This window comes from Orrella sp. JC864 (assembly GCF_037026685.1).
Classification (GTDB): Bacteria; Pseudomonadota; Gammaproteobacteria; order Burkholderiales; family Burkholderiaceae_B; genus Orrella.
This window is the reverse complement of record NZ_JBANET010000018.1, coordinates 45,340-57,282: the sequence shown is the minus strand read 5'-3', so window position 1 is coordinate 57,282 and position 11,943 is coordinate 45,340. Positions and strand designations below refer to the sequence as shown.

The window sequence follows — 11,943 nt, the reverse complement described above, 5'->3', positions numbered from 1 at the left end:
CGCGCCGGCACCGGCGCGCCGGCGCGCTATTGCAGCGTGATGCCGGCCCGCTCTATCAGGTCGCCGGTTTTTTCCACATCGGCCGACACCATCTCGCGATAGCCCTGCACCCGGCCGTCGGCCGGCTCGGTGCCCGCGCTGGCGATGCTCCGGCGCACTTCTTCATGCTGCATGGTTTCCTGCAGGGCCTGGCGCAGCCGCGCCAGCACGGCTTCGGGCGTGCCCGCCGGGGCCACCAGCGTCCACCATGCCTGCATCTGGCAATCCTTGACGCCAGCCTGCGCGACCGTGGGCACGTCCGGATACGTTGACATGCGCGCCGGGCCGGTGGCGTGCAGCACGTCCACGGTCCCGCCCTGCGCCTGCGTCATGCCGGTGCCGACGGTGTCGTAGAACAGGTCCACGTCGCCGTTGATCAGCGCCGGCATGGCTTCGGCGGTGCCCTTGTAGGGGATGTGCGACATCTTCAGCCCGGCGGCCGACTGCAGGCACTCGGCCAGCAGGTGCGAGAGCGTGCCCGGCCCCTGCGAGGCGATGCGCGTGTTCTGGCCATGCTGCCTGGCATAGGCCAAGGCGTCGTCCGTGCTCCGGAAACCGCGGGCCTTGGCCGAGAGCAGGACCATCGGCGCCGTGCCGACGATGCCCACGGGCTCGAAGCGGTCCGGATCGTAGCGCAGGTCCTTGTACAGGAAGCGCGCGCCCACGATGGTCGTGTTGGTCGCCATCAGCAGCGTGTAGCCGTCGGCCGGCTGCGCCGCGGCATAGGCGCCGCCGATGGTGGTGCCGGCGCCGGGGCGGTTCACCACCACCACGGGCTGGCCCAGCGATGCGCCCATGGACTTGGCCACGGCGCGGGTGATGACGTCGGTGGCCCCGCCTGGCGGAAAGGGACTGACCATGGTGATGGGCCGCTGCGGGTATTCGCTGGCGGCAGCGCCCAGGGCGACGGCGCACGCCAGGACGGCGGCGGCAAGCTTGAAGGTTTTAGGCATGTTTAAACGCTCTCCGGCAGGTAAGTGGAGCGCCTCCCCTATTTATCGTATTTATATGTATAGATTGCACAGTTTTATGCATTCCCGCCCGCCGGTCAACCGGCCCGCCCGCTCGCCCTACACGGCGCCCGCCATCCACTCGGCAAAGGTGCGAAACGGCGCGGCGGCCGACCTGAGCGGGTCGCTGACCAGGTAGTAGCCGTCCTGGCTGCGCGCCACGTGCGGCAGGGGCTGCACCAGCGCACCGCTGGCCAGCTCCTGCGCCAGGTAGGCCCGCTGGGTCAGCGCCACCCCGACGCCTTCGGCGGCGGCCTGCAGGCACAGCACCGCGTTGGCCAGCGGCACGAACCGCAGCGCGGCGTCGGGCGAGCGCCCCAGCGAAGCGAACCACATGTCCCAGCTATGCGGGGCGATCATGGATTTGAGCAGCTTCTGGCGCCTGAGATCGTCCACGCTGCGCACGCGCGCGGCCAGCCCGGGCGAGCAGGCCAGCACCAGTTCATCGGCGAACAGGAAATCGGCGCGCAGGTCCGGCCAGTCGCCGCGGCCGCGGCGGACCACGAAGTCCGCGTCGTCCAGGTCGGTATCGTCGGCGCGCGCCACGGTCGCGATCTCGATATCGATGTCGCCATGTTGCGCATACAGGCCGCCCAGCCGGGGCATCAGCCACTTGATGGCGAAACTCGGGATCACCTTGACGCGGATGCGGCGGTTGGCGCCGGCCCCGGCGGCCTTGGCCAGCACCGCCTCCAGCCTGTCGAACAGGTCGGCGGCGCGCTGGGCCAGTTCCTCGCCGGGGCCGGTAAAGGCGATGTCGCGGCCGGCCTTGTAGACCAGGCGCACGCCCAGGTCGCGCTCGAGCCTGCGGATCTGGTGGCTGACCGCCCCGGGCGTGATGTGCAGCAGGTCCGCCGCCTTGCCCACGCCCGCGGCCCGGTGCACCGCATCGAGCACCCGCAAGGGACCCAGGTGGTTCCTGAGCTTGTGCATTGTTGAGCCTGATTCAACGGTTGATAAAAACTCTCGGCAGACGTTGCCGGCCGGTTCGCCCTACAGTCTGCTCACCCCTTGAGCATGAATCAAGTATTTCACAGCGCCATCCGAGCGCGGACCCGACAAGAACAGGAGACAATCATGGTGCGACTTCCTTTGCTGCGGTATGCCCTGGCGCTGGCCCCGTGCGCCGCCCTGCTGGCCGGCGGGGCCCATGCGCAGCACGCCTATCCCGAGCGCCCGATCCGGCTGATCGTGCCGTTCGCCCCGGGCAGCGCCGCCGACACGCTATCGCGCCAGGTGGCCTCGGAGCTTGCCGGCGCGCTCGGCCAGCCCCTGGTGGTGGAGAACAAGGGCGGGGCCGGCGGCACCATCGGCACCGCCGAGATCGCGCGCGCCAAGCCCGATGGCTACACCCTGGGCATCGCCGCCCAAGGCACCTTCGTGAACAACCAGGTGCTGTATGCCCAGCCGGGCTACGACTCCATCAAGGACTTCTCCTTCATCGGCCAGTTCGCGGACGTGCAGAACCTGGTCGTGGTGTCCAGCCAGTCGCCCTACGGCGATATCGGCGCGCTGCTGCAGGCCATTCGCAGCCAGCCCGCCGAAGCCATGCGCTACTCGTCCAGCGGCGCCGGCACCAGCCATCACATCGCCGGGGCCACGCTGGCCCAGCGGCTGGACAAGCCGATGCTGCACGTGCCCTACACCGGCGCGCCCCAGGGGCTGGCCGCGATCCTCAGCGGCGACGTGGACCTGGGGCTCTACAACCTGCCGGCCGCCTTGGGCCTGGTCAACGCCGGACGCCTGAAGCCGCTGGCGGTCACCGGGCCGGAGCGCTCGGCGCTGCTGCCCGACGTGCCCACGCTGGCCGAAAGCGGACTGCCCGGCTACGCCGTCACGCTGTGGTGGGGCCTGGTCGGCCCGGCCGGGCTGCCCGCCGACAGGATCGAGCGCCTGCATGCCGCCTTGGACGGCGTCATGGCCAAGCCCGCCGTGCGCGAGAAGCTCGTCGCGCAAGGCTTCACCCTGCCCGCCACGCCGCTGCAGTCCCCGGCGGCCTTCGGGCAGCTGGTCCGGAAGGACCTGGACACCTGGATACCCGTCCTCAAGCAACTGGGCGCAAAGGCGAACTGAATTGAATCCGCGCAAGACTCCCGCCCCCGCCGCCGGCCAGCCCCTGGCCCGCGTCCTGGCCGAACACATCGTCGCCACGCCCGCGCAGTCGCTGCCGGCGCTGGCCCTGGAGCGGGCGCAGATGAGCCTGGCCAGCACCATCGCCAGCGCCGCCATGGGCTACGGCATCGAATCGGCCCGCATCGTGCGCGAGCTGGAGATCGGCGATGGCGGCACGCCGGCGGCCACGGTGTGGTTCGACCGTGCCCGCCTGCCGCTGGCCGGCGCGGTGCGCGTCAACGCCCTGGCCAGCGACGCCGCCGCCTCGGACGACAGCGACCTGCGCAGCATCGCCCACATCGGCACCATCGTGTCGACCGTGGGCCTGGCCGTGGGCGAGCGCCAGGCCGCCAGCGGCCGCGAGGTGCTGGCCGCCATGGTGCTGGGCTACGAGTTGGCCGGGCGCATCGACGAAGCCCTGACGCCCGGGCGCATGCAGCGCGGCTTTCATGGCTCGGTATCGACGGTCTTTGGCGCCTGCGCGGCCGCCGGGCGGCTGCTGCGGCTGGACGCAGAGCGCATGACGCACGCCATCGCGCTGTCGGCGACCTCCATCGGCGGCATGGCCATCGCGGCCGACACCAGCTGCGCCCGCGAATACCACGCCGGCATGGCCGCCAGCGCGGGCGTGCGCGCCGCCCTGGCCGCGCAGGCGGGATTCCGGGGCGAGCCGGGCGTGCTCGATCTGCCGCGCGGCTTCCTGCATGCGCTGGGCGGACAGGCGCTGGACGAGATCGCGCGCGGCTGGGGCCAGAGCTGGGACATCGTCACCGATATGGCCATCAAGCTCATGCCCGGGGCGCATCCCTTCCATGCGACCGCCGAGGCGGCCGCCGACGCCGCGCGCGCAGGCCGGGTGCGGCCGCAGGACGTCGAGCGCGTCGTCATCACGGCCGCCGTGCAATGGACGCATTTCAAGGGCGAACCGCACCCGCGCAACCTAGTGGACGCCGCCCACAGCCTGTTCTACTTCGTCGCCGCGGCCATCGCGGACGGGGGCTTCGGCTGGCGGCACATGGACCCGGCCAGGATGGCCGACCCGGTCATCGCCGCGCTGCAGGACAGGATCGAGTTCGACCCGGCCCCGCCGCCGCTGCCCGACCGCTTCCCGCACCGGCACGGCGGCAGCGTGGCCATCCACCTGAAGGACGGCACGATCCACCGCGGCACCTGCCAGGCGCCCCGGGGCTCGGGCCCGCGCGGCGTGCACTGGCAGGACGTGCAAGACAAGTTCCGCCAGCTGTTTCCGCTGGCGGGACTGCCCGATGACGCGACCGCGCGGTGCCTGGATATCCTTCGCGACTTCGACCGCGCCGACGCCGTTGCGCGGCTGGCCAGTTGCCTGGCCGCGCGCCAGCCCCCGCCATAGGCGGGACATTCCAAAAGGAGACGAACCATGAAACGCCTGATCGCAAGCGTGCTGTCCGTCCTGGCGCTGGCCGCGCCGGCATGGGCGCAGGATTATCCTTCGCGCCCCATTACCATCATCGTGGGCGTGGCCCCCGGCGGCAGCCTCGATGCCCTAGCGCGGCTGGTGGGCAATGCCTTGTCGGGCATCCTGAAGCAATCGGTGGTGGTCGAGAACGTCACCGGCGCGGGCGGGCTGCTCGGGTTCCAGCGCCTGATGAAATCCGCCCCGGACGGCTACACCGTGATGTTCAGCAACAACTCCATGGTGCTGATCCCGCTGCTGCATCCGCAGTCGGGCATCGACGTGGTGGCCGACACCGCGCCGGTCGGCACCGTGGCCAATGTCCCGATGGTGCTCAGCGTCAGCAACAAGAGCGCGGTGCCGGACCTGCCCACCCTGCTCGCGCGCATGCGCAGCGGAGAACTGCGGCCCTACCTGGGTTCGGGCGGCCCGGGCACCACCGCCCACCTGGCCGAGGCGATGTTCCTGCGCATGGCCGGCGCGCAGGGCGAGCTGGTGCAGTACCGCGGCTCGGGGCCGGCATTGACCGACCTGATGGCCGGCACCATCGACGCCATGATCGACCAGACGGTCACCATGATGCCGCTGCACAAGGACGGCCGGATCAAGGCCATCGCGGTGGCCGCCAAGGAGCGCCTGCCCCAGATGCCCGACGTGCCGACCTTCGCCGAGGGAGGACTGGCGCAGTTCTCGCTGCAGATATGGAACGGCCTGGTCGCGCCCAAGGGCACGCCCGAGGCGGTGGTCGATACGCTGGCGCGCGCCTTGTCCGAGGCCGTCGCCACGCCGGAGTTCAAGGCGCGCATCGAGCAGCTGGCCGCACAGATTCCCCCGCAGCAGGAACGCAGCCCGGCGGGATTTCGGCGCACGCTCGAGCGCGACCAGCAGCAATTGGCCGAGCTGGCGCGCCAGATCGGCCTGCCTGCCCGTTGAACGCTTTCTTTCAACTTTCAAGGTAGAACATCATGGATGCCAACAGCCTTACCTACGGCTTCATCGGACTGGGCAACATGGGCGCGCCCATGGCCGGCCGGCTGCTCGATGCCGGCCTGGCGGTACACGTCACGGACAGGGACCCGGCCGCGGTCCGGCGGCTGGCCGAGCGCGGCGCCAGCGGCCACGGCGACATCGCCTCGGTGGCCGGCGCGGCCGACGTGGTGTTTCTCAGCCTGCCCGACGGTGCGGCCGTCGAGCAGGTCCTGTCGCAGCAGCAAGGACTGGCCGCGGCCGGCCGCGCCCGCTGCGTGGTGGACCTGTCCACCATCGGGCCGGACGCCGCGCGCCGCGCGCACGCCGTGCTCGCGCCCCAGGGCATCGAATACGTGGACGCCCCGGTCAGCGGCGGGCCCACCGGCGCGCAGCGCGGCACCCTGGCCATCATGGTGGCCTGCCCGCGGCCGCGCTACGACCGGCTGCACGGCGTGCTGTCGCACTTCGGCACGCCGTTCCACCTGGGCAGCGACGCCGGCCAGGCCCAGGTCATGAAGCTGGCCAACAACCTGCTCTCGGCCACCGCGGTGGCCATCACCGCCGAGGCCATGGCCCTGGGCGTGAAAGCCGGGCTGGATCCGAGCACCATGATCGAGGTCATCAATGCCGGCTCGGGCCGCAACTCGGCCACGGTCGACAAGTTTCCCAAGCAGGTACTGACCGGGCAGTTCAACGTGGGCTTCGCGGCCCGGCTGGCGCACAAGGACGTGCGGCTTTGCCTGCAGGAGGCCGAGCGCCGGGGCATCCCGATGATGGTGGGCGCGGCCGTCAAGGAGATGCTGGTGATGACCAACGCCCTGTGCGGCCCGCAGGCCGACTACGCGGAAGTGGCGCGCGTGGTCGAGAACTTCGCGGGCGTGCAGATCCGGGCCGCGCCCGGCTAAAGCGCAACAGGCCGACGCCGTCCGGGCCCGGGCAGAGGCAGGCGCCATGCCCGGGCCTTTTTCTAGATTGACGGATTGTATTACGGGAATATAATCATATTAAATTCAAGCGAGGTGTCATGCATGGACCGGCCGCAACGCTTCGGCCTCATGTGCAATCCGTCCGGATGGCAAACGCCCTGGCGGCCGCGAACAAACGGCATGCGCCTGATCCCCGCCTTCCAAACTTATCACGGCCCACCGAAGACGCCCCCTTCGGCCACGGCAGCCAACCCCTTATCCACACCACGGGAATGCACATGGAACAGAACGATCGCTTCGACAAAGGCTTCAGCCAACGCAAGAAGGTGCTGGGCGCCGCCCACGTCCAGAAGTCCTGGGAGGCCGCGGACGACTTCAACCGGCCGATGCAGAAGCTGGTCACCGAATACTGCTGGGGCGAAATCTGGGGCGATCCCACCCTTTCGGCCAAGACGCGCAGTATCGTCAACCTGGCGATGCTCACCGCCATGAGCCAGCACCACGAGCTTGCCGTCCACGTCAAGGGCGCCCTGAACAACGGCGTCACCAAGGAAGAGATCCGGGCGGTGCTCATGCAGGCCGCCGTCTACTGTGGCGCGCCGCTGGGCCTGGCGGCGTTTCGCGTGGCCAGCGACGCCATCAGGGCCTACGAGGCCGAACAGCGCCAATGAACGCTTGCAGGGTAGAAGAACGATCATGAGACAAGACAGGATAGGATTCATCGGGCTGGGCAACATGGGCGCGCGCATGACGCGGCGCCTGGTGGACGCCGGCATCGCCGTGCTCGGCCTGGACCGCGATCCGGCGCGGCCTGCCGCCGCGGGCGCGCAAACGGCCGGCTCGATCAAGGAAGTGGTGGACTTCGCCGACCTCGTCATGCTGTCCCTGCCCGATAGCCATGCGGTCGAATCGGTGGTCGAAGGCCAGGACGGCATCCTGGCGCACGCCAGGGCCGGCCAGACCGTGGTCGACCTGAGCACGGCGGCGGCCAGCTCCACGATCCGCCTGCACGGACTGCTGGCCGCACGCGGCGTGCGCTACATCGATGCCGGCATCTCCGGCGGCGCGGCGGCAGCCGAAAAAGGCACGCTTACGCTGATGATCGGCGGCGAGCCCGAGGCCATCGAGGCGGTGCGGTGGGCCTTTGCCCCGATCAGCAGCAAGGCGCTGAACATGGGCGCCAGCGGCGCCGGCCACACCACCAAGCTGCTGAACAATTTCCTGAACGCGGTCAGCCTGGCGGCCACCGCCGAGGTCATGGTCGCCGGCAAGAAGGCCGGGCTGGACCTGCACCAGCTGCTGGACGTGCTCAACAGCAGCAGCGGCGTGAACTTCGCCACGCTCAACCGCTTTCCTTCCATCGTGGACGGCAACTACCTGGAAGGCGGCCTGACGAGCAAGCTCATGACCAAGGACGTGGTCCTGTATATCGAGCGCGCGCGCGAACTGGGCGTGGCCTCGCTCAACGGATCCGGGCCCCTGGCCAGCTTCGGCCTTGCCACGGCGCTGGGCTACGGCGAGATGATCAGCAACAAGGTAGTCGATGCCATCGGCGACGTGTCCGGCGGCATCCGGCTGCACCAACCCCAAGGAGATCGAGCATGAAGGTCATTCACGGCAGGGCGCAGGGCAAGCCCTCCGAACAGCGCGGCCCCACCTTTACCGGCGTGGTATGGGCCGACCCCGTCATGGCGCCCACCGACGGCGTGGGCATCAACCATGTGTTCTTCTCGCCCGGCGCGCGCACCCATTGGCACACCCATGCGCAAGGCCAGATCCTGCAGGTCACCGGCGGCAGCGGCTGGATCTGCGTGCACGGCCAGCAGGCCGAGCCGATCCGCACCGGCGACTTCGTATGGATCGGCCCGCACGAGAAGCACTGGCACGGCGCCTCGGCCGACAGCTACATGAGCCACGTGGCGATTTCCCTGGGCGATGCGGACTGGCTCGAGGAAGTCTCCGAGCAGGACTACCGCCAGGCGCGTTGAACCCGGAACGGACAAGGACAAGGACAAGGACAAGGACAAGGACAAGGACAAGGACAAGGACAAGGACAAGACATCATGATCATCGAAATGCGGATCTACCACTGCGCCCCGGGCCGCCTGCCGGCGCTGCACGAGCGGTTCAGCGGCACCACGCTGGGCTTCTTCAAGAAATACGGGATCGAGCAGGTGGGTTTCTGGACCACGCTGTCGGGCCCCAGCAACCACGCCCTGACCTACCTGCTCAAGTGGGAAAGCCTGGCCGAACGCGAGCAAAAGTGGAACGCCTTCCAGGCCGACCCGGAATGGATCGCCAAGCGCGCGGCCAGCGAGGCCGAAAAGCCCATCGTCGAACGCATCGAAAACTACTTCCTGGCGCCGACGGAGTATTCGGCGATGCGCTGACCTGCAGCCGCACCGGGGCGTGCGGGCTCATTGCCGCTGTTCGATCTGGTGCCTGCGTCTTTGCATCCAGGCATCGCGCACGAAGGTGTACTCGTCCAAGGCTTCGGCGCGCATCCTGTCGGCGGGAAAGGCGGCCGCCCGCATGCTGCCCATCCGTACCGCCGTGACGGCCATGCCCACGCCCCCATCCTCGATATAGCCGGTGGGGTTCAATGGCTTGTCGCCGAAGCCGCCGACGAAGTCCCGCAAGGTCCTGGGCCCTTGCAGCGGCGCGACGAAGAACCGGGAGTCCTCCCAGCCCCAGACCGCCAGGGTCTGGCCCAGGTCTTCGTTGGCGCGAGGCAGCGCCATCCCGCTGGCCGGATCAAAGATCCCCGCCACCCCGACCGTGGTATTGACCACGAAGCGGCCCAGCGTCCTGGCCGCGCCCACGGGCCGGCCCTGGAGCAGCTGGTTGACCAGGGTGCGCGGCTCCTGCAGGTTCGCGAAGAAGGCCGTCACCCGGTGCTGCACGGCGTCCGGCACCACCTTGTCGTAGGCCACGCCGATGGGCCGCGCGACGTATTTGTCCACCTTGGCGTTGAACTGGTACATCGCACGGTTGTAGCGCTCCCACGGATCGTTGATGTGCCCGGCATGGTGAGCCTGATTGCCTTGACCGGCATCGGCGGCCGCCGGCGGCTCCTTGGCGGCATTGCCGGCGCATGCGCTCAGGCACAGCAGGCCGGCGGCAAGCACGGTGGTCCGGATGAAGCAGGCCACGGCGGGCGGACCTGGATAAAGCGTGCGGGCTGGCATGGCGTCCTCCTTTCCCGGCGCGCCGAAGCGGCGCGCCGTCAGGCCGGATGTTGCCCATGCGGGTTTAGGCTTTTTTTAGCGTTTTTAAGCGTGCTTTAACCGTGGCGGGCCTTGATGCCCGGAAACCGGATGCGCACCATCAGCCCGCGCCCCTCCAGCCCGGCGCCCACGTTGATGGTGGCATGATGGGACTTGGCGATGGCCGCGACCAGCGACAGGCCGATGCCGCTGCCGCGCCCGGACGTGCCCGCGGCCCGGTGAAAACGCGCGAAGATGGCCTGGCGCTCGGCGGCCTCCACGCCCGGGCCGTCGTCCGAGACCTCCAGGTAGACTTCGCCTGCCCTGCCCAGCCCCGCGAGCGACTCGTAGCCGCAGCGCACCAGCACATTGCCTCCTTCCGGGGTATAGCGCATGGCGTTGTCCAGCAGGTTGCGCAGCAGGATGCCGATCTCGTCGATGTCGCAGCGGATCATGCAGGGATGCACGTCCAGGTATAGCGACCGCCGGTTCTGGCTGGCGTATACCTCGAACTCCTGGACCACATGCTGCACCAGGCCGGCCAGGTCGGCCGGCGCATGCCGGGGCGCCTTGGCGCCCGCGTCGATTCTTGCCAGGTCGAGCAATTGCTCGGACAGCCGCGTGCTGCGCTCGGCCACCGCCAGCAGCTTCTTCAAGGCGGCTTCCTTGTCCTGGGGATCGGTCGCGGACAGCGCGATTTCGGCCTGCGCCTGCAAGGCCGACAGCGGCGTGCGCAGTTCGTGGGCCGCGTTGCCGATGAAACGGCGCTCGCCCTCGATGGCTTCGTCCAGCTGCTGCAGCAGGCTGTTGAACGAGGCGACGAACGGGTGCAGCTCACGCGGCAGGCGGTCCATCGGCAGGGGCGTGAAATCCAGGCTTTTCCGCTGGCGGATGGCCTGGCTCAGGGTACGGACGGACTGGAAGGCGTTTCGGGTCACGAACCGCATGGCGGCCGCCACGATCAGCAACAGGGCCGTGGCCAGGATCAGCGCGTGGCCGGCCGCGTCGCGCATGTCCTTGTCCACGACGTCCTGGGGATTGCCGGCCTGGACGGTCACCCGTCCGGCCCCGTCCGTCACGGAGTAGACGCGCCACTTCTTCCCGTCCACCACGGTCGAGGCCAGGCCGTCGCCGAAATCCGGCTTGAACGGCGAGCGCGGCGCGCCCGGCGTGGCGGCGTACAGCCGCTGGCCATCGACCCATATCTGGAACAGCAGCAATTCGAGGTCCAGGCCTGGCGGCTGCCCCAGCTGCAGGCCTTCCCATCCCGCCTCGCCGTCCAGCGTGGCGTCGGCCGGAATGGTCCGCAGGACCTGGGTGGCGATAGTGGCCAGCTCGGTGTCCGAGGTGCTGGTCTGGTTCAGGGAGAACTGCATCAGGATGACCCCGGCCACGGCCAGCCAGCTCAGCACGATGACCCAGACGATCACCAGGATCAGCCGTGCGTTCAGGGAGCTGGCTTTCATGCGCCCGGCTGCCCGATGACGTACCCCAGCCCGTGCACGGTCCGGATCAGGTCGTCCCCCAGCTTGCGGCGCAGCTGGTGGATGAAGACGGCGATGGTGTTGCTTTCGACGCTGCTGCCGGCGCCATAGACGACATTGTGCAGGTGGTCGCGCGTCATCACATGGCCGGGCCGCTCGGCCAGCGCCAGCAGCGTCCGGTACTCATGCGCGCTCAGGACGACTTCGACGCCGGCCTTGGTGACCACGCGCCGGCTCCGGTCGATCTGCACGTCGCCATGCGTGAATACCGGCACCACCTGGCCCTGGCTGCGGCGGATGATCGAGCGCACGCGCGCCCACAGCTCGCCGAACTGGAACGGCTTGACCAGGTAATCGTCGGCCCCGGCGTCCAGCCCGGCGATCCGTTCGCTCAGCTGGCCGCGCGCGGTCAGGATCAGCACCGGCGTGGCGTCGTAGCGGCCGCGCATGAAACGCAGCACCGCCAGGCCGGAGTCGCCGGGCAGGCCTATGTCCAGCAGGACGGCCGCATACATGTGGTCGGTCAGCGCCAGGCGCGCCGCGCGCGCATCGCCGACATGGTCCAGGCGCCATCCCCCGCGGCGCGCGCCGTCGCAGATGCTCTCGCCCAGCATGGCGTCGTCTTCCACAAGAAGAAGGTGCATATCCCAACAATCCGCGCAAAGTCCCGGTTCCCTTTATAAGCATGAAAGCACTCTTTTATTTTTTTATTAAGCGGGCGTGCGCGGCGCCCGCAGGGAGAGCTGCGTCCGGCCCGCCCGCATC

General features: G+C 69.2%; 13 protein-coding genes. 8 read left to right on the top strand and 5 right to left on the bottom strand.

Annotated features, from left to right (window positions below; all coding sequences use genetic code 11):
• Positions 1-26: 26 nt before the first annotated feature.
• Entirely contained in the window at positions 27-992 is a 966-nt protein-coding gene (locus V8Z80_RS15945) for a Bug family tripartite tricarboxylate transporter substrate binding protein (RefSeq protein ID WP_336062673.1), read from the bottom strand.
• Between the two features lie 117 nt (positions 993-1,109).
• On the bottom strand, positions 1,110-1,982 hold the full coding sequence (locus V8Z80_RS15940; RefSeq protein WP_336062671.1) for a LysR substrate-binding domain-containing protein: 873 nt from the start codon (positions 1,980-1,982) through the stop codon (positions 1,110-1,112).
• Between the two features lie 144 nt (positions 1,983-2,126).
• Between V8Z80_RS15940 and V8Z80_RS15935 the strand changes: the two genes are divergently transcribed.
• The 8 genes from V8Z80_RS15935 to V8Z80_RS15900 all read left to right on the top strand — a co-directional run bounded on the left by V8Z80_RS15935 (position 2,127) and on the right by V8Z80_RS15900 (position 8,878).
• Positions 2,127-3,122: a Bug family tripartite tricarboxylate transporter substrate binding protein gene (locus V8Z80_RS15935; RefSeq protein ID WP_336062669.1), complete on the top strand. Its 996-nt coding sequence runs from the start codon at positions 2,127-2,129 to the stop codon at positions 3,120-3,122.
• 1 nt (position 3,123) lies between these two features.
• Positions 3,124-4,530, top strand: coding sequence for an MmgE/PrpD family protein (locus V8Z80_RS15930; protein ID WP_336062667.1), 1,407 nt, complete (start codon positions 3,124-3,126; stop codon positions 4,528-4,530).
• A gap of 27 nt (positions 4,531-4,557) precedes the next feature.
• Positions 4,558-5,526: a Bug family tripartite tricarboxylate transporter substrate binding protein gene (locus V8Z80_RS15925; protein WP_336062666.1), complete on the top strand. Its 969-nt coding sequence runs from the start codon at positions 4,558-4,560 to the stop codon at positions 5,524-5,526.
• A gap of 32 nt (positions 5,527-5,558) precedes the next feature.
• Positions 5,559-6,467, top strand: coding sequence for an NAD(P)-dependent oxidoreductase (locus tag V8Z80_RS15920; RefSeq protein ID WP_336062664.1), 909 nt, complete (start codon positions 5,559-5,561; stop codon positions 6,465-6,467).
• 299 nt (positions 6,468-6,766) lie between these two features.
• A complete protein-coding gene (locus V8Z80_RS15915; RefSeq protein WP_155193890.1) occupies positions 6,767-7,159 on the top strand; it encodes a carboxymuconolactone decarboxylase family protein in 393 nt (130 codons plus the stop codon).
• A 25-nt stretch (positions 7,160-7,184) separates the two neighbouring features.
• Positions 7,185-8,093: an NAD(P)-dependent oxidoreductase gene (locus V8Z80_RS15910; protein ID WP_155193892.1), complete on the top strand. Its 909-nt coding sequence runs from the start codon at positions 7,185-7,187 to the stop codon at positions 8,091-8,093.
• Complete coding sequence (locus V8Z80_RS15905; RefSeq protein WP_155193894.1) at positions 8,090-8,476, top strand: cupin domain-containing protein; 387 nt, start codon at positions 8,090-8,092, stop codon at positions 8,474-8,476. The genes V8Z80_RS15910 and V8Z80_RS15905 overlap by 4 nt, the downstream gene beginning before the upstream one ends.
• Positions 8,477-8,551: 75 nt before the next feature.
• Positions 8,552-8,878, top strand: coding sequence for an NIPSNAP family protein (locus V8Z80_RS15900; RefSeq protein WP_155193896.1), 327 nt, complete (start codon positions 8,552-8,554; stop codon positions 8,876-8,878).
• Between the two features lie 27 nt (positions 8,879-8,905).
• Here the strand turns inward: V8Z80_RS15900 and V8Z80_RS15895 are convergent, their stop codons facing one another.
• The 3 genes from V8Z80_RS15895 to V8Z80_RS15885 form a co-directional block, all read right to left on the bottom strand.
• Complete coding sequence (locus V8Z80_RS15895; protein WP_336062662.1) at positions 8,906-9,676, bottom strand: MlaA family lipoprotein; 771 nt, start codon at positions 9,674-9,676, stop codon at positions 8,906-8,908.
• Between the two features lie 95 nt (positions 9,677-9,771).
• The gene (locus tag V8Z80_RS15890) at positions 9,772-11,160 is read right to left on the bottom strand and encodes a sensor histidine kinase (RefSeq protein WP_336062660.1); all 1,389 of its coding nucleotides are present in this window, start codon (positions 11,158-11,160) and stop codon (positions 9,772-9,774) included.
• Positions 11,157-11,822, bottom strand: coding sequence for a response regulator transcription factor (locus V8Z80_RS15885; RefSeq protein ID WP_336062659.1), 666 nt, complete (start codon positions 11,820-11,822; stop codon positions 11,157-11,159). The genes V8Z80_RS15890 and V8Z80_RS15885 overlap by 4 nt, the downstream gene beginning before the upstream one ends.
• Between the last annotated feature and the right edge of the window lie 121 nt (positions 11,823-11,943).

What these genes read in the sequence shown, in the direction of transcription:
- V8Z80_RS15945 (WP_336062673.1), bottom strand. Translation starts at nt 992, where the DNA reads ATGCCTAAAACCTTCAAGCTTGCCGCCGCCGTCCTGGCGTGCGCCGTC.
- V8Z80_RS15940 (WP_336062671.1), bottom strand. Translation starts at nt 1,982, where the DNA reads ATGCACAAGCTCAGGAACCACCTGGGTCCCTTGCGGGTGCTCGATGCG.
- V8Z80_RS15935 (WP_336062669.1), top strand. Translation starts at nt 2,127, where the DNA reads ATGGTGCGACTTCCTTTGCTGCGGTATGCCCTGGCGCTGGCCCCGTGC.
- V8Z80_RS15925 (WP_336062666.1), top strand. Translation starts at nt 4,558, where the DNA reads ATGAAACGCCTGATCGCAAGCGTGCTGTCCGTCCTGGCGCTGGCCGCG.
- V8Z80_RS15920 (WP_336062664.1), top strand. Translation starts at nt 5,559, where the DNA reads ATGGATGCCAACAGCCTTACCTACGGCTTCATCGGACTGGGCAACATG.
- V8Z80_RS15915 (WP_155193890.1), top strand. Translation starts at nt 6,767, where the DNA reads ATGGAACAGAACGATCGCTTCGACAAAGGCTTCAGCCAACGCAAGAAG.
- V8Z80_RS15910 (WP_155193892.1), top strand. Translation starts at nt 7,185, where the DNA reads ATGAGACAAGACAGGATAGGATTCATCGGGCTGGGCAACATGGGCGCG.
- V8Z80_RS15905 (WP_155193894.1), top strand. Translation starts at nt 8,090, where the DNA reads ATGAAGGTCATTCACGGCAGGGCGCAGGGCAAGCCCTCCGAACAGCGC.
- V8Z80_RS15900 (WP_155193896.1), top strand. Translation starts at nt 8,552, where the DNA reads ATGATCATCGAAATGCGGATCTACCACTGCGCCCCGGGCCGCCTGCCG.
- V8Z80_RS15895 (WP_336062662.1), bottom strand. Translation starts at nt 9,676, where the DNA reads ATGCCAGCCCGCACGCTTTATCCAGGTCCGCCCGCCGTGGCCTGCTTC.
- V8Z80_RS15890 (WP_336062660.1), bottom strand. Translation starts at nt 11,160, where the DNA reads ATGAAAGCCAGCTCCCTGAACGCACGGCTGATCCTGGTGATCGTCTGG.
- V8Z80_RS15885 (WP_336062659.1), bottom strand. Translation starts at nt 11,822, where the DNA reads ATGCACCTTCTTCTTGTGGAAGACGACGCCATGCTGGGCGAGAGCATC.